This window comes from Mycobacterium mantenii, assembly GCF_010731775.1.
Lineage (GTDB): Bacteria > Actinomycetota > Actinomycetes > Mycobacteriales > Mycobacteriaceae > Mycobacterium > Mycobacterium mantenii.
Genome location: NZ_AP022590.1, coordinates 1,312,733 through 1,336,174, shown reverse-complemented (window position 1 = coordinate 1,336,174; position 23,442 = coordinate 1,312,733). Strand labels below are relative to the sequence as shown.

At 68.0% G+C, this 23,442-nt stretch carries 20 protein-coding genes; 13 read left to right on the top strand and 7 right to left on the bottom strand.

The annotated features are described in order from the left end of the window. Positions 1-17 precede the first annotated feature (17 nt). The 3 genes from G6N50_RS06015 to G6N50_RS06005 are packed head-to-tail and all read right to left on the bottom strand — an operon-like array spanning position 18 to position 2,134. The gene (locus G6N50_RS06015) at positions 18-461 is read right to left on the bottom strand and encodes a TIGR03618 family F420-dependent PPOX class oxidoreductase (protein ID WP_083096615.1); all 444 of its coding nucleotides are present in this window, start codon (positions 459-461) and stop codon (positions 18-20) included. 9 nt (positions 462-470) lie between these two features. Continuing rightward, entirely contained in the window at positions 471-1,172 is a 702-nt protein-coding gene (locus G6N50_RS06010) for an EthD domain-containing protein (protein WP_083096613.1), read from the bottom strand. 26 nt (positions 1,173-1,198) lie between these two features. Next, positions 1,199-2,134 carry a hydrogen peroxide-inducible genes activator gene (locus G6N50_RS06005; RefSeq protein ID WP_083096611.1) on the bottom strand — a complete coding sequence of 312 codons (936 nt, stop codon included), beginning with the start codon at positions 2,132-2,134 and terminating at the stop codon, positions 1,199-1,201. 100 nt (positions 2,135-2,234) lie between these two features. Here G6N50_RS06005 and G6N50_RS06000 point away from each other — a divergent pair, with 100 nt between their 5' ends. The 3 genes from G6N50_RS06000 to G6N50_RS05990 are packed head-to-tail and all read left to right on the top strand — an operon-like array spanning position 2,235 to position 4,728. After that, positions 2,235-2,822, top strand: coding sequence for a peroxiredoxin (locus G6N50_RS06000; RefSeq protein ID WP_083096609.1), 588 nt, complete (start codon positions 2,235-2,237; stop codon positions 2,820-2,822). 27 nt (positions 2,823-2,849) lie between these two features. Continuing rightward, a complete protein-coding gene (locus tag G6N50_RS05995) occupies positions 2,850-3,386 on the top strand; it encodes an alkyl hydroperoxide reductase (protein WP_083096606.1) in 537 nt (178 codons plus the stop codon). A gap of 10 nt (positions 3,387-3,396) precedes the next feature. Next, positions 3,397-4,728, top strand: coding sequence for an alpha-amylase family glycosyl hydrolase (locus G6N50_RS05990; RefSeq protein ID WP_083096604.1), 1,332 nt, complete (start codon positions 3,397-3,399; stop codon positions 4,726-4,728). On the opposite strand, the gene G6N50_RS05985 is transcribed toward G6N50_RS05990, so the two are convergent. Then, positions 4,714-5,151: a DUF1810 domain-containing protein gene (locus G6N50_RS05985; protein ID WP_083096601.1), complete on the bottom strand. Its 438-nt coding sequence runs from the start codon at positions 5,149-5,151 to the stop codon at positions 4,714-4,716. The two genes, G6N50_RS05990 and G6N50_RS05985, sit on opposite strands and share 15 nt — an antisense overlap. Before the next feature lie 18 nt (positions 5,152-5,169). On the opposite strand from G6N50_RS05985, the gene G6N50_RS05980 reads away from it, so the two are divergent. The 7 genes from G6N50_RS05980 to G6N50_RS05950 all read left to right on the top strand — a co-directional run bounded on the left by G6N50_RS05980 (position 5,170) and on the right by G6N50_RS05950 (position 12,366). Next, positions 5,170-6,414, top strand: coding sequence for an alpha-hydroxy acid oxidase (locus tag G6N50_RS05980; protein WP_083096599.1), 1,245 nt, complete (start codon positions 5,170-5,172; stop codon positions 6,412-6,414). A 125-nt stretch (positions 6,415-6,539) separates the two neighbouring features. Further along, positions 6,540-8,879, top strand: a complete 2,340-nt coding sequence (gene lon, locus G6N50_RS05975) for an endopeptidase La (RefSeq protein ID WP_179970096.1) — start codon at positions 6,540-6,542, stop codon at positions 8,877-8,879. Positions 8,880-8,946: 67 nt separating this feature from the next. Then, the gene (locus G6N50_RS05970; RefSeq protein WP_083096595.1) at positions 8,947-9,333 is read left to right on the top strand and encodes a nitroreductase family deazaflavin-dependent oxidoreductase; all 387 of its coding nucleotides are present in this window, start codon (positions 8,947-8,949) and stop codon (positions 9,331-9,333) included. Positions 9,334-9,342: 9 nt separating this feature from the next. Next, positions 9,343-9,675 carry a TfoX/Sxy family protein gene (locus G6N50_RS05965; protein ID WP_083096593.1) on the top strand — a complete coding sequence of 111 codons (333 nt, stop codon included), beginning with the start codon at positions 9,343-9,345 and terminating at the stop codon, positions 9,673-9,675. A 41-nt stretch (positions 9,676-9,716) separates the two neighbouring features. Continuing rightward, positions 9,717-10,343: an endonuclease gene (locus G6N50_RS05960; protein ID WP_083096592.1), complete on the top strand. Its 627-nt coding sequence runs from the start codon at positions 9,717-9,719 to the stop codon at positions 10,341-10,343. A gap of 7 nt (positions 10,344-10,350) precedes the next feature. Then, on the top strand, positions 10,351-11,076 hold the full coding sequence (locus tag G6N50_RS05955) for a DUF72 domain-containing protein (RefSeq protein ID WP_083096591.1): 726 nt from the start codon (positions 10,351-10,353) through the stop codon (positions 11,074-11,076). 48 nt (positions 11,077-11,124) lie between these two features. After that, complete coding sequence (locus tag G6N50_RS05950; RefSeq protein WP_083096590.1) at positions 11,125-12,366, top strand: NAD(P)/FAD-dependent oxidoreductase; 1,242 nt, start codon at positions 11,125-11,127, stop codon at positions 12,364-12,366. A gap of 3 nt (positions 12,367-12,369) precedes the next feature. Here the strand turns inward: G6N50_RS05950 and G6N50_RS05945 are convergent, their stop codons facing one another. The 3 genes from G6N50_RS05945 to G6N50_RS05935 all read right to left on the bottom strand — a co-directional run bounded on the left by G6N50_RS05945 (position 12,370) and on the right by G6N50_RS05935 (position 18,648). Further along, positions 12,370-14,496: an NAD-dependent epimerase/dehydratase family protein gene (locus G6N50_RS05945; RefSeq protein WP_083096588.1), complete on the bottom strand. Its 2,127-nt coding sequence runs from the start codon at positions 14,494-14,496 to the stop codon at positions 12,370-12,372. A gap of 113 nt (positions 14,497-14,609) precedes the next feature. Further along, positions 14,610-16,094 (bottom strand): acetyl-CoA acetyltransferase, encoded by a 1,485-nt coding sequence (locus G6N50_RS05940; protein ID WP_083096586.1) that lies wholly within the window; start codon positions 16,092-16,094, stop codon positions 14,610-14,612. A 145-nt stretch (positions 16,095-16,239) separates the two neighbouring features. Then, on the bottom strand, positions 16,240-18,648 hold the full coding sequence (locus G6N50_RS05935; protein ID WP_083096584.1) for a CaiB/BaiF CoA-transferase family protein: 2,409 nt from the start codon (positions 18,646-18,648) through the stop codon (positions 16,240-16,242). A gap of 213 nt (positions 18,649-18,861) precedes the next feature. On the opposite strand from G6N50_RS05935, the gene G6N50_RS05930 reads away from it, so the two are divergent. From G6N50_RS05930 to G6N50_RS05920, 3 genes are all read left to right on the top strand, one after another. Further along, on the top strand, positions 18,862-19,779 hold the full coding sequence (locus G6N50_RS05930) for an undecaprenyl-diphosphate phosphatase (RefSeq protein ID WP_083096582.1): 918 nt from the start codon (positions 18,862-18,864) through the stop codon (positions 19,777-19,779). Between the two features lie 103 nt (positions 19,780-19,882). Beyond that, positions 19,883-20,743 (top strand): SDR family oxidoreductase, encoded by an 861-nt coding sequence (locus tag G6N50_RS05925; RefSeq protein ID WP_083096580.1) that lies wholly within the window; start codon positions 19,883-19,885, stop codon positions 20,741-20,743. Positions 20,744-20,787: 44 nt separating this feature from the next. Beyond that, positions 20,788-23,205, top strand: a complete 2,418-nt coding sequence (locus tag G6N50_RS05920; protein ID WP_083096578.1) for a phosphoketolase family protein — start codon at positions 20,788-20,790, stop codon at positions 23,203-23,205. Positions 23,206-23,442 lie beyond the last annotated feature (237 nt).

The window sequence follows — 23,442 nt, the reverse complement described above, 5'->3', positions numbered from 1 at the left end:
CCAGCAGCCTAACCAGCTCAGCCGTTGCTGTAGACGCGGGTTGGGGCGATCAGCACCACGGCGCGACCCTCGGAAGCCATCACCCGGTCGTACTCGTCCCAGTCGTCGTGGGTGCCGCCCGCGGCGGTGAACACGTCGCGCAGCAACAGCCGCAACTGATCGGCGTCCGCCAGCCATGGCTGGGTGTCGTCGGGGCCGACCAGCTCCGCATGACCCTCGACGGTCGCCCACTGCCATCCGTTGCGGAAGGTGATGGCCAGCTGCGGGCGGGCGCGCAGGTTGGCCAGCTTGACCCGGCCGTAGGTGGTAAAGCCCAGCACCGGTTGACGATTCGCCGGATGCGGCAACAGGCCCACATTGACCAGCGAAGCCTGCACCGTTGCGTCAGCGCGGACGGTGGATACCACCGCCAGACCATTTTCCGCCGCGGCCAGGGCCACGGCGTCGCTCAGTGTCGTCATTTGAGTACCTCATTGATTGAACGGCGTGGCGAAGACGTACCGGCTGGTCGGGACGGTGTCGATGTTCTCGTTGGCGCCAAAGGCGCTGGTGCTGGCGACCATTCGGCCCAACCGGTCCTGCAGGTCGTTGTCATCGGCGGCTCCGAAGAAAGCGTGGAGGTCGGTGATGGCCTCAGCAGGGAACAACTCCTCGACGATGCCCGCGATTCCCGGAGCGTCCGGGGTGAGGGACCGCACCACCCAGTTCTGCGTGTAGCCGAACGTCGACTGCGTTTCGATGGCGACCGACGTGTGGTCACGCTGCCAACGGTCCAGCCAGGTCGCCTGGTCCATACCGTCGGGCCGGCGCAGCAGTGCGATGTTGGCCAAACCTGTTGTGCGAGTGCCGGGTTCGGATGGCGGGGCGATGATCGGGACCGACTCGGTCACCAGGTACGCGGCGAGCCGTTCGCATTCCTGGCCGAGGAATTTGAGTGCCGCCGCGGTTTGGTCGCCGTAGCATTGCTGGGTCCACATGCTCACCACCGCGGCCACGGGTGGGTCCAAGGTCGTCAATGTCATCAGCGAGTGGCGCACGGCGCTGTCACGAACGTTCAGCTGTAACCCGGCGACGCCCAGTTGCAGCAGTGCGTCGGCGACATGACCCCGTTGCCGGGCGCACCACGCGTCATTCGGCTCGGCATGCATCAGCACTGCGATGACCTTCTCCATACGCAGAACTTACCGTCGCCGCTGAGCTATTTGACCAGCCGTACCTGGTGCTGCTTGCTGATCAGCGTGCCGATGAGCCCGGCCAGCCGGCGATAGGATTCATCGCGCCCGCTCGATGAGCGGAAAACCAAACCGATCCGGCGTCCCGGTCGGGGCGCGGCGAACTGCGCGAGGCCCAGCCGGCTTCTCGACGCCTCGACCGGCACCGCGCTCTGTGGAATGAGCGTCACGCCCAAACCGCCGGTCACGCATTGCACCGCGGTTGCCAGTGACGCCGCCCGGGTATCGGCGAGCTCCGCGCGCACGCCCGCCTTATGGCAGACGTCGAGCGCTTGATCGCGCAGGCAGTGCCCCTCGTCCAGCAACAGCAGCGGCAGATCCGCCAGCGCCGTCGCCGGCACGCGCCGTCTGCCCGCCAGCGGATGCGCGGGCGGCAGGGCGAGCACGAAATCTTCGTCGTAGATGGGAATCGCGGTGACACCTGCGCCTTCGGCGGGCAGCGCGATCAAGGCCGCGTCTAATGCACCTTCCCGCAAGACGGCCAGCAAACGTTCGGTCTGGTCTTCGGTCACCCGCAACGTCAACTCCGGCAGCCGCTCGGCGACCCCGGCCAGCACGGTCGGCAGCACATAGGGCGCCACCGTGGGAATCAGCCCCAGCCGCATACCGGCGCGCAGCGGGTCCGACGAGCCGGCGGCGGCGGCGCTGAAGGCGTCCGCCGCCTCGACCACCGCCTGAGCACGCGACAGCAGCTGGGTGCCCTCCGTTGTCAAGAAGACTCGCCGGGTGGAGCGCTCGACCAGCTGGGTGCCCAGGCCGGCTTCCAGCGCCGCCAGCGCCTGCGACAAAGTCGACTGGCTTACACCGAGACCCGTTGCAGCACTGCTGAATTGACGCTTCTCGGCGACCGCGACGAACGCGCGCAGGCCGGCGATCGTCGGCTGATAACTCTTATCGGGCATGCCTATAAGTCTAGTGGGAAATATCACCTTTACTTCAACAAGAGTACGAGGCAGCATGGTGGAGACATCTAATCTTGAGTAAATCCAGATAAGGAGCGATATGCCTCTGCTGACCATCGGCGACCAGTTCCCCGCCTACGAGCTCACTGCGTTGATCGCAGGCGATCTGTCCAAGGTCGACGCCAAGCAGCCTGGGGACTACTTCACCACGATCACCAACGAGGACCATGCCGGCAAGTGGCGGGTGGTGTTCTTCTGGCCGAAGGACTTCACCTTCGTGTGCCCGACCGAGATCGCCGCGTTCGGAAAGCTCAACGACGAATTCGCCGACCGCGACGCGCAGGTTCTGGGCGTCTCGATCGACAGCGAGTTCGTGCACTTCAACTGGCGCGCCCAGCACGAGGACTTGAAGAAGCTGCCGTTCCCGATGCTTTCGGACATCAAGCGGGAGCTGAGCCTGGGCACCGGTGTGCTCAACGCCGATGGCGTGGCCGACCGGGCGACCTTCCTCGTCGACCCGAACAACGAGATCCAATTCGTGTCGGTCACCGCGGGTTCGGTGGGCCGCAACGTCGAAGAGGTGCTGCGGGTCCTCGACGCGCTGCAGTCCGACGAGTTGTGCGCCTGCAACTGGCGCAAGGGTGACCCGACACTGGACGCCACCGAGCTGCTCAAGCAGTCGGCCTGATCGCATAGGGTCTCATTAGGAGGCGAAGTGAGCGTAGAAAATCTCAAGGAAGCGCTGCCCGAGTACGCCAAGGATCTCAAGCTCAACCTGGGCTCGATCACACGCACGACCGAGCTCAACGAGGAGCAACTGTGGGGCACCCTGCTGGCCAGCGCCGCAGCGACCCGGAACACGCAGGTGCTCAATGAGATTGGGGCCGAGGCGGCCGACATCCTGTCCGCCGAGGCATACAACGCGGCGTTGGGAGCCGCATCGATCATGGGCATGAACAACGTGTTCTACCGTGGCCGCGGCTTCCTCGACGGCAAGTACGACGACCTGCGCGCGGGATTGCGGATGAACATCATCGCCAATCCCGGCGTGGAGAAGGTGAACTTCGAGCTGTGGTCCTTCGCGGTGTCGTCGATCAACGGCTGCCCGGACTGCGTGGCCGCCCACGAGCACACGCTGCGCGAGGCCGGTGTCAGCCGGGAAACCATCCAGGAGGCGTTGAAGGCCGCGGCGATCATTTCCGGTGTGGCACAAGCGATCGTCGCCTCCCAGACGCTGGCAGCCGTCGGCTGACCGCGCCGTCGTGACCAGTGCCGTGACGGGACCCGCCTGGGTCCAGCACGCGATCTGGTGGCAGGTCTATCCCCTGGGGTTCGTGGGGGCATTCCCCGCGCCGCAGTCAGGCGAGCCGCCGCAGCCGAGCGAACACCGGTTGCGGCGGCTCGTCGACTGGTTGGACCATGCCATCGAGCTTGGGGCCTCGGGTATTGCGCTGGGGCCCGTCTTCGCCTCGCGCACACACGGTTACGACACCACCGACCACTACCGCATCGATCCCCGGCTGGGTGACGATGCCGATTTCGACCACCTGGTCGCCGAGGCGCATCGGCGCGGCCTGCGCGTGCTCCTCGACGGGGTGTTCAATCACGTCGGGGAGGACTTCGCCCGCCTTCGCGCTGCGGCCGACGGCGATGACGTGGCCTCCCGCTGGTTTCGCGGCCGGCGCGGCCGCTTCCACACCTTTGAGGGCCACTCCGGACTGATCACCCTCAACCACGACAACCCCGAAGTGGCCGACTACACCGTCGACGTCATGACGCACTGGCTGGGCCGCGGCGCCGACGGCTGGCGCCTCGATGCGGCGTACGCCGTGCCGCAACACTTCTGGGCGTCGACCCTGCCGAGGGTCCGCGAGCGCCACCCGGACGCCTGGTTCGTCGGCGAACTCATCCACGGCGATTACGCCGCGGTCGTGCGGGCCGCGACCTTCGACTCGGCCACGCAATACGAGCTGTGGAAGGCGATCTGGAGCAGCATCAACGACCGCAACTTCTTCGAACTCGATTGGGCGCTGCAGCGCCACAACGAGTTTCTGGCCGAATTCGCGCCGCTGACGTTCATCGGCAACCACGACGTCACCCGCATCGCCAGCCGGCTGGAAAACCCCGAACACGTGGCCCACGCGCTGGTGCTGTTGCTCACCGCCGGCGGGGTGCCCAGCGTGTACGCCGGCGACGAGCTGGGGTTCCGGGGCGTCAAGGAAGAGAGGTACGGCGGCGATGACGCGGTGCGTCCCGAATTCAGCTCTCCCCCATTGCAATTGGACGATGACGGCGTCGAGATCTGGCGGTTGCACCAGTATCTGATCGGGCTGCGTCGCCGCTACCCCTGGCTGCACGCGGCGTCCGTCACCGCACGGCTGCTGGAGAACCGGCACTACGTCTATGAGACGCGCAACGGTGACGACGCCCTGCTGGTGGTGCTCAATATCGACGACCAGCCGCTGCGTGTGTCGCTGCCGGAGCTGGGCACGTCCCGCGCAGAGGTTGTCGGCGGATCGGCGGCCCCGCCGCAGGAGGTGGTGGACGCGTTAGTCGTGGAACCGCACGGCTGGCGGATTTTAAGCCCGGCCTAGGCGTTCCAGAGTCAGCGAGTCTTGGCGGCCGTCGTAGTACTTGTCGAGTACCGCGACGAAGTCCTCGTTGTCGTCGGTGGCGCGGGCGAACAGCGTCATCGACGAGCGCAGCTTGAGGTCGTCCGGGGAGCCGAAAATCTGCCCGACCGATCGCCCCTGCACCGCGCTGACCAGCCGGGCGCACTCGCGCAAGCGCGGCCCGAGCAGCTCATGCCGCAGGTATGCGCGGGCCTCGTCGAGCGACGAGATGCCGTAGTGCAGCGCGGTCGGGCTGCCGCCCAGGCCGCGCAGCTGCGGGAAGACAAACCACATCCAGTGACTGCGTTTTCGTCCCGAGCGCAGCTCGTCGACCACGTCGCCGTACACCGGTGCCTGCGCGTCGACGAACCGCTCGAGGTCGAAGGGGTCGCTCGCCGGTGCCATGTGACTACGGTTGCACACATGGCGGTCCAACGACGAGTGCCCAAGGTGCGCGATCTCGCGCCGCTGATTCAGTTCAAGCGACCGCGGTTGGACGCGACCAGGCGCCGGCTCGAGTCCGCCTACACGATCCAGGATCTGCGAAAAATCGCCAAGCGCCGCACCCCGAGGGCGGCGTTCGATTACACCGACGGCGCCGCCGAGGACGAGCTTTCCCTCGAGCGCGCTCGACAAGCCTTCCGCGACATCGAGTTTCACCCGACGATCCTGCGCGACGTGAGCAACGTCAACGCCGGCTGGAACGTGCTGGGCCAGCCGGTCGTGCTGCCGTTCGGAATCGCGCCCACCGGATTCACCCGCTTGATGCACACCGAGGGCGAGATCGCCGGCGCGCAGGCGGCGGCCCGGGCAGGGATCCCCTTTTCACTGTCCACACTGGGCACCTGTGCGATCGAGGATCTGGTGACCGCCGTTCCCCAGGGCCGAAAGTGGTTCCAGCTCTACATGTGGCGCGATCGCGAGCGCTCGATGGCGCTGGTGCGGCGCGCCGCCGATGCGGGTTTCGACACGCTGCTGGCCACCGTCGACGTTCCCGTCTCCGGTGCCCGGCTGCGGGATAACCGCAACGGCATGACGATCCCGCCGACGCTGACGCTGCGCACCGTGCTGGACGCCGTGCCGCACCCGAAGTGGTGGTTCGACCTGCTGACCACCGAGCCGCTGGCGTTCGCCTCGCTGGATCGCTGGCCGGGCACCGTCGCCGAGTATTTGAGCACGATGTTCGATCCCAGCCTCACCTTCGACGACCTGGAGTGGATCAAGGAGCAATGGCCCGGAAAGCTTGTCGTGAAAGGGATTCAGACGCTCGAGGACGCGCGTTCCGTCGTCGACCGCGGCGTCGACGGCATCGTGCTGTCCAATCACGGCGGGCGTCAGCTGGACCGGGCCCCGGTGCCGTTTCACCTGCTGCCGACGGTCGCGCGTGAGCTTGGGAAAGACACCGAGATCTTGGTGGACACGGGCATCATGTCGGGCGCCGACATCGTCGCCGCGATCGCGCTGGGGGCCCGCTGCACGCTGGTCGGGCGGGCCTACCTGTACGGGCTGATGGCCGGCGGCGAGGCGGGGGTGTGCCGCTCGATCGACATCCTCCGGGACGGGATTCTGCGGACCATGGCGCTACTCGGCGTCACCTGCCTGGAAGAGCTGTCGCCCCGGCACGTGACGCAACTCAAGCGGCTGGGGCCCGTTCAGCCTCCGGCGTGACGCCGGCGTCACACTCGCCGTCCAGTGTGACGATGGCGTCACGCTCGCGGCGAACACAGGCGCGAAGGGAACAAACCGGCGCCCGGCTGGGTTAAGCGCATCAGACTCAAGTTTTGGAGGATTTGATGGCTGAAGCCAAGTCGGTGCCGGTGCTGTTTGTCACTGACACCATCGTGTTGCCCGGAATGGTGGTGCCGATCGCGCTGGACGACGCCGCCCGCGCGGCGATCGACGCCGCTCAGGCGAGCGAATCCGGGCAGCTGCTGATCGCCCCCCGGCTCGAGGACCGGTATCCCTCCCACGGCGTGATCGCAAAAATCCTGCAGGTCGGACGCATTGCCGGCGGCGGGACGGCCGCGGTGGTGCGCGGTGAGCGCAGGGCGCAGATCGGGGCGGGAGCGTCCGGGCCGGGTGCTGCGCTGTGGGTCGAGGTGACCGAGGTCCCCGAGGCCGAGACGACCGACGAAATCAAGGCGCTCGCGGTGGAGTACAAAAAGCTCCTGCTGGCCATGCTGCAACGGCGAGAAGCCTGGGAGATCATCGACTACGTCAACAGGCTGACCGATCCGTCGGCCCTGGCGGACACCTCGGGCTACGCGTCCTATGTGACCAACGCGCAGAAGCGGCAACTGCTGGAGACCGTCGACGTCGCCGAACGGCTGCGCGTGCTGATCGATTGGACCAGCGAGCACCTCGCCGAGGTCGAGGTGAGCGACAAGATCGCCGAAGACGTGCGCGAGGGCATGGAGAAGACGCAGAAAGAATTCCTGCTGCGCCAACAGCTCGCCGCCATCCGCAAGGAGCTGGGCGAGTTGGGACCGGATGGTCCCGAAGACACGGCCTACCGCGCCCGCGTCGAGGCGGCCGAGCTGCCCGAAAAAGTGCGCGAGGCCGCGCTGCGCGAGGTCGGCAAGCTGGAACGCTCCAGCGACCAGAGCCCGGAAAGCGGCTGGATCCGAACCTGGCTGGACACCGTGCTCGACCTGCCCTGGAACGTCAAGAGCGAGGACTCGACGGACCTGAAGGCCGCGCGGGAAATCCTGGACGCCGACCACCACGGGCTGGACGACGTCAAGGACCGCATTGTCGAATACCTGGCCGTGCGGGCGCGTCGTGCCCAGCGTGGGCTGCAGGTGGTCGGCGGCCGCGGCTCCGGCGCGGTGATGGTGCTGGCCGGTCCCCCCGGCGTCGGCAAGACGTCGCTGGGCGAGAGCGTGGCCAGGGCGTTGGGCCGCAAGTTCGTCCGCGTCGCCCTGGGCGGCGTGCGCGACGAGGCCGAGATTCGTGGGCATCGGCGCACCTACGTGGGCGCGTTGCCGGGCCGGATCGTGCGCGCGATCGGCGAGGCGGGGTCGATGAATCCCGTCGTGCTACTGGACGAAATCGACAAGGTCGGTTCCGACTATCGCGGCGACCCGAGCGCGGCGCTGCTCGAGGTGCTCGACCCCGCACAGAACCACACGTTCCGCGACCACTACCTGGACCTGGACCTGGACCTGTCCGACGTGGTGTTCCTGGCCACCGCCAACGTCATCGAGAACATCCCGTCGGCCCTGCTGGACCGGATGGAGTTGGTGCAGATCGACGGCTACGCCGAGGACGACAAGGTCGCCATCGCCCGGGACTACCTGCTGCCCCGGCAGCGGGAGCGAGCGGCGCTGACCGAGGACGAGGTCGCGGTGACCGACGCCGCGTTGCGCAAGATCGCCGCCGACTACACCCGCGAGCCGGGTGTGCGGCAGTTCGAACGGCTGCTGGCCAAGGCGCTGCGCAAGGCGACCACCAAGCTGGCCGAGGATCCGGCGCAGCTGACCATCGACGAGCCGGATCTGGTTGATTACCTGGGCCGTCCGCGGTTCATGCCGGAGTCGGCGGAACGCACGGCGGTGCCGGGCGTGGCCACCGGGCTGGCTGTCACAGGTCTCGGCGGCGACGTGCTGTACATCGAGGCCGGCGCCACCGACGGCGAGCCGGGCCTGCAGTTGACCGGGCAGCTGGGTGACGTGATGAAGGAGTCGGCGCAGATCGCGCTGTCCTACGTGCGCTCACACGCCGCTGAGCTGGGCATTGATACTAAGAAAGACCCCACGGCGCTGGACCGGCGCATCCACGTGCACGTGCCGGCCGGTGCGGTGCCCAAGGACGGCCCGTCGGCCGGGGTCACCATGGTGACCGCGCTGGTGTCGATGGCGACCGGACGTCAGGTCCGCTCGGACGTCGGCATGACCGGCGAGGTCACGCTGAACGGCCGGGTGCTGCCCATCGGTGGCGTCAAGCAGAAGCTGTTGGCGGCCCAACGTGCAGGATTGTCAACTGTTTTCATCCCCGCGCGCAACGAGCCGGATCTCGACGACGTGCCGGCCGAGGTGCTCGAGGCGCTGGATGTGCGGCCCATGACCGACGTCGCCGAGATCGTGTCCCAGGCGCTGGAACCGGCGCCCGAGGCCGCCACGGTGGCCGCCTAACCCGCCACGCTGGGATAACGCTCGCCGCCCAGCGTCACGCTAGTGTGTCGCTGGGCGTTGGCGTTGAATGGAGCCCGTGAGTCTCAAACGGGAAATAGTCCATCGCGTTCAGCGGCTGCTGGTCAATCCGGTGGGTCGTCAGTTGCCAACGACCAGGCTGGAAACCACCGGACGCAAGAGCGGACAGCCGCGGCGCACCGCGGTGGGCGGGCGCGTCGTGGACAACCAGTTCTGGATGGTCTCCGAACACGGTGACCATTCGGACTACGTCCGCAACATCAAAGCCAATCCGGCCGTGCGGGTGCGGGTCGGTGGGCAGTGGCGAAACGGGACCGCCCATCTGCTGCCCGACGACGACGCGGTGCAACGGCTGGGCAAGCTGCCGCGACTGAACAGCGCGGTGGTACGGCTGATGGGCAGCGACCTGCTGACCGTCCGTGTCGATCTGGACTGACGCCCTTTCATGGCCTACGACGAGGATCTAGCCAACCGGATCCGCGAACTCCTCGGCGCTGAGCCGGGTCTCGAGGAGAAACGCATGTTCGGCGGTCTGGCGTTTCTGATCAACGGCAACATGTCGGTGGCCGTCAGCGGCCAGGGCGGGCTGCTGGTGCGGGTGGCGCCGGACGATCTCGACACGATGCTGCGGCGCGCGCACGTCCACCCCATGGTGATGGGTGGCCGAGATGTTCGCGGCTGGCTACGGGTTGACGACACCGGCCTGCGAACCGAACGACAGTTGAAGGGTTGGGTCACCCACGGCGTGGGTGACGCGCGAGGCCTGCCACCCAAATAGCGTGCGGTTTGCTCGCGCAGGGCTGGGGTACGCGATTGCCTATGGACAAGCAGGTGCGACGACTGCTCGACGTCGCCGGTAGGACCTATGCGGCGCAGGCACACATCACGATGAGCGACAAGCCGATGCCGCTGTTTCAGCTCCTGGTGCTGTGCATGCTCGCCAGCAAGCCGATCGACGCCGACATCGCCATGGCCGCCGCGCGGGAACTGTTCAAAGCGGGCCTGCGGACACCGAAAGCCGTGCAGGCGGCGGACCGGAAGACCATGATCGAAGCGTTCGGGCGAGCGCACTACGTGCGCTACGACGAAAGCTCGGCGACCCGGCTCGCCGATATGGCCGACCGCGTTCGTGACGAGTACTCCGGCGATCTGCGCCAATTGGCCGAGCGCTGTGGGCATGACGTGGGCGCGGCTAAACGGATGCTGAAGGCGTTCAACGGAATCGGCGATACCGGTGCCGACATCTACCTGCGCGAAGTCCAAGACGTGTGGACCTGGGTGCGTCCGTACTTCGACGACCGAACCATCGGAACCGCCAGGAAACTTGGTTTGCCCGCCGATCCGGCGAAGCTGGGATCACTTGCGCCGCAGGATAATGCGCGGCTGGCCGCCGCCCTGGTCAGGGCGTCGCTGGACGACGATGTGCGGCAGCGGGTGACCGGCTGAGCGAGTCGTGACCATACGCATCGGCACCTCGGGGTGGTCGTACAACCACTGGGTCAATGTGCTGTACCCGGCCGGAACGCCGTCGGGGCGCCGGCTCGCCCGCTACGTCGAGGTGTTCGACACCGTCGAACTGAATGGGAGTTTTTACCGGTGGCCGCAGGATTCGACCTTCACGGGTTGGCGCCGGCAGTTGCCGGAGGGTTTCACCATGTCGGTCAAGGCGCATCGCGGATTGACGCACTACCGTCGGCTGGCCTCGCCCGAGCCGTGGATCGAGCGGTTCGAACGTTGTTGGCGTCTGCTGGGTGATCGGCACGGCGTACTACTGGTGCAATTGCATCCCGGCCAGCAGCGCGACGATGCGCGCCTGGATTCGTTCCTGGCGCTGATGCCCGGGGCGATCCGGGTGGCCGTCGAATTGCGTCACCCGTCCTGGAATGACCCCGCCGTGTTCGAATTGCTGGAACGCCACCGCGCCGCCTATGTGGTGATGAGCGGCCTGGGGCTGGAGTGCATACCCCGGGCGACGACCGACTTCGTGTACATCCGGATGCACGGCCCGGATCCCGAAGCGAACTACGCCGGTTCCTATTCCGACGACGACTTACGGCGCTGGGCCGATCGCATCGCCGAGTGGGCCCGCGACGGGAGGGACGTGTGGATGTATTTCAACAACGACCTGGGTGGCCATGCGGTCCGTAATGCGCTGGCATTGCGCGAGCTTTTGAGTTAGGCGCTCACGAGTAGGCTGGAATTCTTCGAAAGAACGGGGGCGCCCATCATGGCCGACTCGACCAGCTTCGTCATCGTCGGCGGCGGGCTCGCGGCAGCCAAAGCCGTAGAAGCATTGCGAGACAACAACTTCGATGGGCACATCACGGTGTTCGCCGACGAGCAGCAGCTGCCCTACGAGCGGCCCCCACTGTCGAAGGAGTATCTGGCCGGGAAGAAGTCGCTGGCCGATTTCACCGTGCAGAACGCCGACTGGTACCGGGACAACGAGGTCGACTTGCGGATCAACACGAGGGCGTCCGCCCTGGACTCCGCGGGCCACACGGTGGGACTGTCCGACGGCACCACCGTCGGTTACGACAAGCTGCTGCTGGCGACCGGCTCGGCCGCGCGGCGCCCGCCGATACCGGGCTCGGACTCCGGCGGGGTGCATTATCTGCGCACCTATGAAGACGCGGTGGCACTGAATTCCGCTCTGAGCGAAGGTACTTCGTTGGCCGTCGTGGGCGCCGGCTGGATCGGGCTGGAAGTGGCCGCCGGCGCCCGTCAGCGCGGCGTCGACGTCACTGTGGTCGAGGCGGCCGAACAACCGCTGATGGCGGCCCTGGGAGAAACCGTCGGCGAAGTGTTCGCCACCTTGCATCGCGAGCACGGGGTGGATTTGCGGCTCGAGACACAGGTCGAGGAGATCACCCGGGCCGACGGAGCGCACGGTTCTGCCACCGGTTTGCGGACCCGCGACGGGGCGACGATCGCGGCCGACGCCGTGCTGGTGGCCGTCGGCGCCAAGCCGAACACCGAACTCGCCGAACAGGCCGGGCTGTCCATGGGTGAGGGCGGTGTGCTGGTCGATGCCTCGTTGCGCACCAGCGACCCCGACATCTATGCCGTCGGCGACATCGCCGCGGCCGAACACCCGCTCTTCGGCACCCGGATCCGCACCGAGCACTGGGCCAATGCGCTCAAGCAACCCGCGGTCGCGGTGGCGGGGATGCTCGGCAGGCCAGGCGAATACGCCGAGCTTCCCTATTTCTTCACCGACCAATACGACCTTGGCATGGAATACGCCGGGCACGCGGCCGGCTTCGCGCGCGTGGTGTTCCGCGGCGATGTCGCCGGCCGCGAATTCGTCGCGTTCTGGCTCGACGGCGATGACCGGGTGCTGGCCGGCATGAACGTCAATGTCTGGGATGTGCTCGACGACGTCAAAACACTGATCCGGTCCCGGGCCCCGGTCGACGTCGACAAGCTGGGCGATCCACAGTCACCGCTGGCCGATCTGCGCGGGTGATCGTCAGCCGGCGGTGCGCTGGGTGTCGGAGTCATCAGCGCTGCGCCGGACCGGAGCCCATGTGCCGTCGATGACGTCGGGCGGGCATTGCACCTGCAACCGCTCCCGTTCGGTGCGCCGCCGTTTGATCCGCAGCCGCGCATCGCCCGGAAGGGTGACCAGTTCGTTGCAGGTCAAGTAGTACATGTCGTCGACGTCGTCGATCAGGTCCGCCTCCAATCGCAGAGAACCCAAGGCGCGCAACGTCATCCGAAGCTCATGCGTGAACCGCATCGTGCTGTCGTAGGCAAGCTCCCGCGACCCGCGGGCGTTGGCGGCGGACCGATCGTTCGTCGTCACCGGCAGGGTGGATTGTGCCGAGGCGGCTGCGCCCGCGGTCAGCAACATGGTCGGGTCGTCGGCGAATGTCGTGCTGGCCAGCTCCGCCTCCCCCGGGCCTCGATGCCCGATTCGCGCCACGGCGGCATCCACGGCGGCCGCGGTGTCCGGCGACAACGCGCGAATGCTGGCGAGGTTGCCCTCCTCGGCCAGGGCGCACAACGGCGGGTCGGCGCGCAGCGCCGCCGCCAACTCGGCGATCTCCGCGGCGACGAGGTCGCTGTCGGCGATCATGCCCACCCCGGCCACGCTGCGGCCGGCGTGGCCGCGCACCGGGGCCGCGGCGCTGACGCCGGCGTCGATCAGCCAGAGCGCGTTGAGGATCCACCCCTGATGTATGCGGTCGCGTAACAGCCGGAGCCGGACTTCCAGTGCGGCCTCCGGCAGCAATGCCAGCTGGCTCGCGTCGAGGTGCTCCGCGATAGCGGCGGCACCGTAGGCCCGGGTGTCGGCCCGCAGATGGCGCAGCAGGGCCACCGACCGTCCCGTGGCAACCGCCTTGGCGACAGAGCCGAGCGGCCCGCCCGCCAGGGCCGGCTCGCCGAGCGGCAGCGGATCCCCGATGTGGGGCTGGCCGACCAGGGCGTTGCGGACGAGGGCGTCCTGGTCCCAACCGGGCAGCTGGGCGGCGGCCACCATGTTGACCGAAACCCCGACGTAGGGACGATGGCCGAACACCGCGATGGCCCTGCTGCCCCATTCCTCGTCGACCGCGCCGCCGAGCGCGAGCAGCTGGCCCAACACGCGGCTGGCAGTGCGCAGTCCGCTCAGTTGCACGTCCAGCGTTATCGGGGTGAGCGGTCCGGGCAGTGCCTCGTTGAGGGCGGAGCCGCTGAAGACCGGGAACCGCGGATCGATCTGGTCGTCGAATTCGCCCTCGATGCCTTCGGGCGCGGCGCTGTGCGCGCCGTTCGCCGCCCGCCGGCCGTGTGGCAGCACCTCGACCGGCAAGGCGAGCCGTCCGCCGTGGTTGATCGCGCCTGCGGTGTCGATTCGGCGGCCAACCAGTCCACGAGCGGTGTCGCCGACCGCGTCAAGCGCGTGCCAGCCGAAGTTGAAGGACCAATCCTCTTGTGCCGCAGTGAGATTCATCTCAGGGATGAGCTGCGACCAGCTGCGCACCCGGTGCAGCCGGAACCGCGGGTCGGTGGCTCGCAACATCCGCCACGCGGTGATCAGGTTGATGGTGTCCGGGCTGGCGAGGTCCACGACACCCGTGCGGTCGGTGTTCAGCGCCAACACCAAAAAGCGCATCAGATCGTCGAGATGCAGCACCCGCATGGGCTGAGCCGAAACCTTGGCGCGCACCAGGGTGGCGACGGTACGGCACACCATCCAGTCAAGCTGGCGACCGACCGGTGGTGCGATCCGGACGACCACGCTGGGCCCCCAACTCGAGGACACCAGGTCTTCGGCCGGTCGATAGAGCTCGGCCCGGCCGGCGGCCTGCGACACGAACAGCAGCCGGCAACCGGCGCGGGCGGCCGCGTCGGTCACCCGGGCAAGGCCTTCCATGTCCGCGCTGCCGGGGGCGGACGGGTCGATGGGGGCCAGGTGGATCACCGCATCGGCTTCGTCGGTCAGTTCCCGCAGCACCCGGTCGTTCAGCGATACGCAAACAAAGTCGACGTTGCGGTCGAGGCACGGATGCGGGAGCTCAGCAATCCCCGTGACTGTGTGCCCAGCAGCGATGAGCTGCCCAGCGACCAGGCGCCCGAGTGCGCCGGTGGCGTCGGTAACCAGGATGTGCACCTGGGCTCACCTCCCCCAACCCTCAGCACTCAACAATAGGCAAGCGGACCTGGGCTACGCGACCGTTTGCCCGCTTAAGGCCCGGCGACCTGCTGCGACGCCGCCGGCCGCGGCTATTGCAGCGTCGCGCTGCCGTCCGCGGCGACGGCAACCTTGGCGCCACCGATATCTTCGCGCACCGATGCCTGCGCCGCGGCGCGGTCGGTGACCACGGCAAGCGCGCGCGACCCGTCGGGCGTACGCACGGCCAGAAACGCCTTTTCCGGCTGGCCGTCGCGGTCGAACGGCGTCGTCCAGGCTTCGACGGTGCCGACGCCTTCCCACTCCACCACCGCGTCCGTCGTCGGCTCCCGGTCGACGGCCGGTTGCGAGTCTTCCCAGCGGAATTCGGCCGGCGGCTCGGTGCTGTACACCCCGAAGCTGTGTTTGGTCAGGTAGCCGCCGTTGGCGGTGATCAGGCCGCGCCGGCCCGGATTCGCCACCAGCAACTCCGCCATGGTGGCGATCGAATGCATTACGTAGTTGCTCCACGGTCCGCCGGCGAATGTCAGCCCGCCGGTCACCGTCAGCGGGCGGACGGGATCGTCGACGCTCAACCCCAACTCGGCGGCAGCCACCTGGACCGCGGAGGGAAAGCACGAGTACAGATCGACGTAATCGACGTCGTCGATGCCCAGGCCGGCCAGTTCCAGCGCCCGCGCACCGGCGATCCGGATCGCCGCCGAGCGGTGCAGTTCGTGACGCTCGGCAATGGATGGTGTGTCGTGCGCGTCGGTGCCCGCGTGCGGGAAAACCCACCGCTCGGCCGGGATCTTCAGCCGCGTCGCCTCCCCAACCGAAGTCAGGACCAGCGCCGCGCCCTGGTCGACCATGTTGTTGGAGTTCATCAGCTTGGTGTACGGCCAACTGATCATTCGGTTGTTCGGGCCCGCCCGGCGAATGTCATCAGCGCTCGACGGCTTGCGGATCCAGGCGTGCGGGTTGTCGACCGCCACGGCGTTGAACCGGGCCCACAGCGCTCCGATGCGGTCGAGGTGGTCATCGATCGACTCGCCGTTCGCGACCCGAAGCGCCTCCTCGAACATCGGGTAGACGTAGGCCGGCCGGTCGAGGGAGATCCTGATTTCGGCCTCACCGGCCATCGGCACGTCGTCGCCGCTGACTTCGGCCATCGGCACCGAGGGGTCCTGCTCGGTCCAGACCAGCTTGCCGCCCTTGGCCCGCAGTCCCCGCCTGGTGCGCCAGGTTTCGGCGCCGGCCAGCAGCACCACTTTGGCCCGGCCCCGCTGGATGTCCAGGCAGGCCTGGTTGACCAGCGACTGCGGCACGTTGCCGCCGACCGGGCTGTACAGCGTGCCGAAATCGGAGGCACCGATTCGCTCGCCGAGCAACAGGCCCGGGTCGCGATAGTGGGCGGACAGGATGTTCACGACCCGGACGGAATCCACGGCCCCGATCACGGTGGCGTCGGCTGCACGCTCGGCCGCAGCCACCATCAAATCCATCGGCTCCACCGACCGGGTTCCGGGGTCGATCTCGTCGCGATGGTTGACCTGGCCATAGCCGATCAACACCGGGGTCCTGGGGTCGACGGTCATAGGGACGAATTTAGCGTGGCTATGAATCCGGCCCGGTGGGCGGGCCTCGCCCGCGCGGGCGGCCGCGAGCGTACCCCAGCGTGGCGCCGGGCGGCCTCGGTCACGCCAGCGTGACACTGAGCGCGGATGAGATCTGCCTCGACCGCTAAGCGTTGTCGACCGGGCCGGACAGGACGCCGTCGTCGATCAGCCGCCGGATGTCCGCGGGGTTCATTCCCAGCAGGTCTCGGCAGATCTCCACGGTGTGCTGGCCGGGCATCGGGGCCGGGGCCTGCCGGGCCGGCGGGATGTGCCGAAACGGCGCCGGGCCGGTCTCGGCGGGCAGCGGATTGTCGATTAGCGGATGCACCATGGGGCTGTACACGTGGCGGGCGTTCAGCTGCGGGTCCTCGAGCACGTCCGGCGAGCGGCTCATCGGCCCGGCCGGCACTCCGGCCGCCTGCAGCAGTTCGGCCGCCCGCAGCGGGGTGCGGGTACGGGTCCAGACGGAAACCAGCTCCATCAGTTCGCCGCGATGGGCCAGGCGCGCTTCGCCGGTGGCGAAGCGGGGATCGTCTGCCCATCCCGCATGGTCGAAAATCGAAGTGGCACGGCGCCATTCATCATCGGTTCGGATCGAGATGACGCACCACTCGTCGTCACCCGCACACGGGTAGACCGCATGCAGGCTGGTGTCCTCGCGAATCTGCGCGACGCCCGCGGCCAGCGCGGCCTCGGTGACGTACAGCGTGTCGAGCTGGTTGACCACGACTTCGGCCTGCGAGACGTGGACGTGGGCTCCCCGGCCGGCCCGGCCGCGGTGGATCAGCGCGGCCAGCGCCCCGATCGCCGTGACCCGCCCCACCACGTGATCGGGAAAGACCGTGGTCGCGTCGTAGAAGCCGTGCCTGCCCGTGCCGGCTTCGTCCTGCGCACCGTCCGAGGTCCAGAGGCTGGTGACCCCGGTCGTGGCGCGGACCAACGGGCCGTAGCCCAGCCGAGCGCTCCACGGCCCCGAGTCGCCGAACGCGCTGCTCTCGGCCAGCACGATCCGCGGGTTGATGGCGCACAGCTCATCGTAGGAAAACCCCAGTGCGGCAAGGGTTCCCGGCTTGAAGTTGGCGAAAACCGCATCGGCCTGGGCCACCAGGCGACCGAAGATCTTCTTGCCCTCGGCGCTGCGCAGATCCAGCCCCAATCCGCGGTTGTTGCGGTGTGTCCAGGCGAACGACTCGCTCATGGCATCGCCAATCCTGGCCTGCCGCAATCCGTCTGGGTAATCGACACTTTCGACTTTGATGACGTCGGCGCCCAGGTCGCCGAACAGCCGGCTCAGTTCACCACCGGCGACGATGATGCCCAGATCCAGAATCCGCAGCCCGGCGAAGGGATAGTCGCCCAGCCGGCCCGATGACGACGGCACCACCGACGGATTGCCCCGCCAACACGGTTCGTCCTGCCCCGCGGCGGGCACCGGGGTGCGAAAGCCCGCGCGGCGGCCGTCGACGACGAAATACCCCGTCGGCACGCTGGTGCGCACGCCGGGGACGAGTTCGGCCTCGGTGATGGCGCCCACCGCCTGAAAGTGTTCGGAACCCAGGATCCGTGCGGGCGTCAGCACCGCGGCGATCGGCACCCCGTTTGCCTGCCCGGCGGCCACCAGATCCTTCATAGTCTGTCCGGCAAACAACTCCCGGATCAGCTCGCTGATCTGCGGCCATGCCGCGAACCGCGCGCCGATCGCGTCGTATTTCTCGTCCTGAAAGTCCTGCGGTTCCCCCAGCCAGCGCCGCAGGCCGCGCCACTGCCGCGGCGCCATCACACACAACCGGACGTAACCGTCCTGGCACGCATAGATCGGGTACGCGTCCTGGTTCTTCGGCCGGCCACGCCACCGCCCGCTGCGGCGGACACCGGCGGCGGCCTGGCCGTGCGCACCGAACGCGGGATCGAGGGCCATCACAACGGCGTCGAACCAGGAAAAGTCGATGTAGTCACCTGTGCCACAACGCAATCGATTGTAGTACGCCGCAAGCACCGCCCACGCGGCCTGAACGGCGGCGGTTGCCGACGCGATACCGTCCGGCGGCAACACGGGGGTGCCGCTGGTGGGGCCGGACCGCGACAGCGCACCACACATCGCGTACAACACCGGATCGGTGGCACGCCAGGACGACCGCGAGCCCGTCGCCCCGAAATCGGTGATCGACAGCACCACCAGGTGCGGGTAGCGGGCCGCCAGCTCCTCACCGGAGGTCCCGAACATCGCCCCGCGCTCGTCGGCGCCGGTGTCCACGACGATGTCGGCCTCCGCGGCCAGGTCCAGGAAGCGCGCGCAGTCCTCGTCGTCGAACGGGTCGAGCACCGCACTGCGCTTGTTGGCGTTGTGCACGGCGAACGAAATGCTCGCTCCGCGTAGCGTGGGCAGCGCATCGCGTCCCAGGCAGCCGCCCGGCGGCTCCACCTTGAGGACGTCGGCACCCAGGTCGGCGAACAGCCGGGTGACCGCGTCGGCGACGCCGCTGGACAAGTCGAGGACGCGCACGGCGTCGAGCAACCCGTCGGCCATCTGCACACCGTACCTGGCTGGTCAGGCCGCTGCGCGACGGCCGTTCCCGACGCCGATCGACCGCGGTGACGGCCAAAGTGCCGGGTGGACAAGCTGATTCGGTGCACGCGGCATCGATTCCGGCGCAACGCTGTGTCGAAGATCCACGCCGGCGCGGCGTCGGCTATCGTCACAGGCCGACCGCCAGGCCTTACCCGTCGTCTCATGGAGGCATCACCTATGACCGCGCACCTGAGCTACGTCGAGGCCGTGGTGGTCGGCGCGTTCCAAGGCGTCACCGAGTTGTTCCCGGTCTCCAGCCTGGGGCACGCGGTGCTGGTGCCGGCGCTGGTCGGCGGGCGGTGGGCCCAGGATCTCAGCGTCTCCGCCCCCAAATCGCCCTACCTCGCGTTCATCGTGGGCCTGCACGTGGCCACCGCCGCGGCCCTGCTGGTGTTCTTCTGGCGGGACTGGGTGCGCATTGTGACGGGGTTCTTCTCGTCGCTGGGCCACCGGCGGATCCAGACGCCCGATGAACGGCTGGCATGGCTAATCGTCGTGGGCACGATTCCGGTGGGTCTGGCCGGGCTGGCCCTGGAACAGCTGTTCCGCACCACACTCGGCAAGCCCGTGCCCGCGGCGGCCTTCTTGTTGCTCAACGGCATCGCGCTCTACGCGGGCGAAGTGCTCCGCCGGCGCATCGCGCCCGCCCCGGATGAGCCCGCGGTGGCCGGCGAGGAGCCCGAACACGGCGACGAGGCCTCGGACCGTCGGCTCGCCCAACTCCCCCTGGCTCGCGGCGTGGTGATCGGTGCGGCGCAAATCCTGGCCCTGCTCCCCGGCATCAGCCGCTCGGGGATCACCATCGTGGCCGGCCTGTGGCGGGGCCTGTCGCACGAAGACGCCGCCCGGTTCTCCTTCTTGCTCGCGACGCCGATCATCCTGGCCGCCGGCGTGTACAAGATCCCGGAGCTCTTCGGTCCGCTGGGCGAGGGAATCGGCGGCCAGGTGCTGGCCGGCAGCGTCGCCTCGTTCGTCTGCGCCTATCTCGCCGTGCGGTTCCTGACGCGCTACTTCCAAACCCGCACCCTGACGCCCTTCGCGATCTATTGCGCCCTGGCCGGCGGCGCCAGCCTGGTCTGGTTTGCCCTGAGCTGAACCGGTTGGCCGTAGCCGGGGCTTGTTGCGCGGGCCGGCTTCGAGTGCTGTGCTTAGCCGGTTGTCTAGTTGACACCCGTCAAGAATCTGGAGGGGACCGGACATGGCAGACACGGCTTCGATCGGCCTCAAGGGTAGGGGCCGGCTAAAAGGCAAGGTCATCGTGATCACCGGTGGCGCCCGGGGAATCGGGCTGGCCACCGCGACCGCGCTGCACAACTTGGGCGCCAAGGTCGCCATCGGCGACGTCGACGAGGTCCGGGTGAAGGAGTCGGGCGCCGACCTGGGCCTCGACGTCTACGGCAAGCTCGACGTCACCGATCCGCACTCGTTCTCCGATTTCCTGGACGAGGTCGAGCGTCAGCTCGGCCCGATCGACGTGCTGATCAACAACGCCGGCATCATGCCCGTCGGCCGCATCGTCGACGAGCCGGACGCCGTCACCCGGCGGATCCTGGACATCAACGTCTACGGCGTCATGCTGGGCAGCAAGCTGGCCGCCCAGCGCATGGTCCCCCGCGGCCAGGGGCACGTCATCAACGTCGCCTCGCTGGCCGGCGAGCTCTACATCGTCGGCCTGGCCACCTACTGCGCCAGCAAGCACGCGGTGGTCGCGTTCACCGACTCGGCCCGGCTCGAGTACCGGTCGTCCGGGGTGAAGTTCTCCACGGTGTTGCCGACGTTCGTCAACACCGAGCTGGTCGCCGGGACGCCGGGGATGAAGGGGTTCCGGAACGCGGAGCCCACCGAGATCGCCGACGCGATCGTCAACCTGGTAGCCCACCCCAAGCCCCGGGTGCGGATCACCAAGGCGGCGGGCGCGATGGTGGTGTCCCAGAAATTCTGGCCGCGCCGAATCGCCGAGGGACTCAACCGGATGCTCGGCGGCGATCACGTCTTCACCGACGACGTCGACGTCGCGAAGCGCCGGGCGTACGAGGCCCGAGCCCGCGGCGAAGAGTAATCACGCACGAGCGTTGTTCACCGATGGCGCGGACAATCGGGCGAGTGAGCCTCGAAACCCGAACCCCCACGCCCGCGCCCGCGCCCACGCAGTCTCCGCTCTCCGACGACGAACTAGCTCTCCTCGACAAGTACTGGCGCGCCGCCAATTATTTGTCGGTCGGGCAGATCTATCTGCTGGACAATCCGCTGCTCAACGAGCCGCTGTCCGCCGAGCACGTCAAACCGCGGTTGCTGGGGCACTGGGGCACCACGCCCGGACTCAACCTCATCTATGCGCACCTGAACCGGATCATCCGCAACCGGGACGCCGACGTCATCTACGTGACCGGGCCGGGGCACGGCGGCCCCGGATTGGTCGCCAACGCCTACCTGGAAGGCACTTACAGCGAGGTGTACACCGGCATCGAAGAGGACACCGAGGGGCTGCGCAAGCTGTTCCGGCAGTTCTCCTTCCCCGGCGGCATCCCCAGCCACGTCGCGGCCCAGACACCGGGATCCATTCACGAGGGCGGTGAGCTCGGCTACGCGCTGGTGCACGCCTACGGCGCGGCCCTCGACAATCCCTACCTGGTGGTGGCGTGCGTCGTCGGTGACGGCGAGGCCGAAACCGGGCCGTTGGCCACCAGTTGGCACTCCAACAAGTTCCTCAATCCGGTGACCGACGGCGCGGTGCTGCCCATCCTGGCGCTCAACGGCTACAAGATCGCCAACCCCACTGTGCTGGCCCGCATCCCGCAGCAGGAGCTGGAATCGCTGCTGCGCGGCTACGGCTACCGGCCGATCACGGTCGCCGGCGACGATCCGGCCGACGTGCACCAGCAACTGGCGGCCGCACTCGACGACGCTTTCGACGACATCGCCGGCATCCAGAGCGCGGCACGCGGCGGCGATCAGGGGCAGCGCCCCGTGTGGCCCATGATCGTGCTGCGCACGCCCAAGGGCTGGACCGGGCCCAAGGTGGTCGACGGCAAGAAGGTCGAGGGCACGTGGCGTTCGCATCAGGTGCCGCTGTCCGAGACGCACAACAATCCCGAACACCGCGCCCAGCTCGAAGAATGGCTGCGCAGCTACGGACCCGAGCAGCTTTTCGACGACAACGGCAGGCTGCGCGACGAATTGCGGGCGCTGGCGCCCGTCGGGGATCGGCGGATGAGCGCCAATCCGCACGCCAACGGCGGGTTGCTGCTGCACGATCTCGACCTGCCGGACTTCCGCGACTACGCCGTGGCGGTCGAGCGGCCGGCGGCCGGCACGCATGAGGCCACCCGGGTGCTGGGCACGTTCCTGCGCGACGTGATCGCCCGCAACCGCGACCGGTTCCGGCTCATGGGACCCGACGAGACGGCCTCCAACCGGCTCGACGCCGTCTTCGGGTCGACCGACAAGGTGTGGCTGTCGGAGGTCGAACCCGACGACGAGCACCTCGCGCCCAATGGCCGTGTGATGGAGGTGCTCTCCGAACACCTGTGCCAGGGCTGGCTGGAAGGCTACTTGCTGACCGGGCGGCACGGCCTGTTCAACTGCTACGAAGCCTTCGTGCACATTGTCGACTCGATGCTTAACCAGCACGCGAAATGGCTTGCCACCAGCCGCGAACTGCCATGGCGCCGGCCGATCGCGTCGCTCAACTACCTGCTCAGCTCGCACGTCTGGCGCCAAGACCACAACGGCGCGTCGCACCAGGACCCCGGCTTCATCGACCTGGTCGCCAACAAGCGGGCCGAATTGACCCGGGTGTACCTGCCGCCGGACGGCAACACGCTGCTGTCGGTGGCCGACCATTGCCTGCGCAGCCGGGACTACATCAACGTCATCGTCGCCGGCAAGCAGCCCGCGCTGGCCTACCTGGACATGGACCAGGCCATCGCGCATTGTGCGCGCGGCCTGGGCATCTGGCCTTGGGCGAGCACGGCCGCCGACGAGCCCGACGTGGTGCTGGCCTGCGCCGGCGACATCCCCACCCTGGAGACGCTGGCCGCCGCCGACATTCTGCGCCGCGAACTGCCGGAGCTGGCGGTGCGGGTGGTCAACGTCGTCGACCTGATGCGGCTGCAGCCGGAGTCCGAGCACCCGCACGGCCTGCCCGAGCGGGAGTTCGACGCTCTGTTCACCCGCGACAAGCCGGTCATCTTCGCCTACCACGGCTATCCGTGGCTGATTCACCGGCTCACCTACCGGCGCACCAATCACCCGCACATCCACGTGCGCGGGTTCAAGGAGCGCGGCACCACGACCACGCCGTTCGACATGGTGATGCTCAACGATCTGGACCGCTTCCACCTGGTGATGGACGTCATCGACCGGGTCGACGGGCTGGCCAGCCGTGCCGCCATGTTGCGCCAGCGCATGGTCGACGCCCGCCTCGCCGCGCGGATCTACACGCGCGAGCATGGCGAGGACGACCCGCAGATCGCCGGCTGGACCTGGGAGTCGAGCGAGCAGAACGAACGCAGTGAGTGATGGGAGCGAGACGACCCATCAGGCTGGGAGTCGAGCGAGCAGAACGAACGCAGTGAGTGATGGGAGCGAGACGACCCATCAGGCTGGGAGTCGAGCGAGCAGAACGAACGCAGTGAGTGATGGGAGCGAGACGACCCATCAGGCTGGGAGTCGAGCGAGTGATTTGACGCCGAGATTGCCGTCATGGCTGCGCTTCGGGCGCTAATCGAAACCATGACGGCCATCTCGTTGAACTGT

What these genes read in the sequence shown, in the direction of transcription:
- G6N50_RS05985 (WP_083096601.1), bottom strand. Translation starts at nt 5,151, where the DNA reads ATGGCACCGGCGAGCGACCCCTTCGACCTCGAGCGGTTCGTCGACGCG.
- G6N50_RS05930 (WP_083096582.1), top strand. Translation starts at nt 18,862, where the DNA reads ATGACCGCGCACCTGAGCTACGTCGAGGCCGTGGTGGTCGGCGCGTTC.
- G6N50_RS06010 (WP_083096613.1), bottom strand. Translation starts at nt 1,172, where the DNA reads ATGGAGAAGGTCATCGCAGTGCTGATGCATGCCGAGCCGAATGACGCG.
- G6N50_RS05960 (WP_083096592.1), top strand. Translation starts at nt 9,717, where the DNA reads ATGGACAAGCAGGTGCGACGACTGCTCGACGTCGCCGGTAGGACCTAT.
- G6N50_RS05925 (WP_083096580.1), top strand. Translation starts at nt 19,883, where the DNA reads ATGGCAGACACGGCTTCGATCGGCCTCAAGGGTAGGGGCCGGCTAAAA.
- G6N50_RS05980 (WP_083096599.1), top strand. Translation starts at nt 5,170, where the DNA reads ATGGCGGTCCAACGACGAGTGCCCAAGGTGCGCGATCTCGCGCCGCTG.
- G6N50_RS05950 (WP_083096590.1), top strand. Translation starts at nt 11,125, where the DNA reads ATGGCCGACTCGACCAGCTTCGTCATCGTCGGCGGCGGGCTCGCGGCA.
- G6N50_RS05965 (WP_083096593.1), top strand. Translation starts at nt 9,343, where the DNA reads ATGGCCTACGACGAGGATCTAGCCAACCGGATCCGCGAACTCCTCGGC.
- G6N50_RS05970 (WP_083096595.1), top strand. Translation starts at nt 8,947, where the DNA reads ATGGAGCCCGTGAGTCTCAAACGGGAAATAGTCCATCGCGTTCAGCGG.
- G6N50_RS05940 (WP_083096586.1), bottom strand. Translation starts at nt 16,094, where the DNA reads ATGACCGTCGACCCCAGGACCCCGGTGTTGATCGGCTATGGCCAGGTC.
- G6N50_RS06015 (WP_083096615.1), bottom strand. Translation starts at nt 461, where the DNA reads ATGACGACACTGAGCGACGCCGTGGCCCTGGCCGCGGCGGAAAATGGT.
- G6N50_RS06000 (WP_083096609.1), top strand. Translation starts at nt 2,235, where the DNA reads ATGCCTCTGCTGACCATCGGCGACCAGTTCCCCGCCTACGAGCTCACT.
- lon (WP_179970096.1), top strand. Translation starts at nt 6,540, where the DNA reads ATGGCTGAAGCCAAGTCGGTGCCGGTGCTGTTTGTCACTGACACCATC.
- G6N50_RS06005 (WP_083096611.1), bottom strand. Translation starts at nt 2,134, where the DNA reads ATGCCCGATAAGAGTTATCAGCCGACGATCGCCGGCCTGCGCGCGTTC.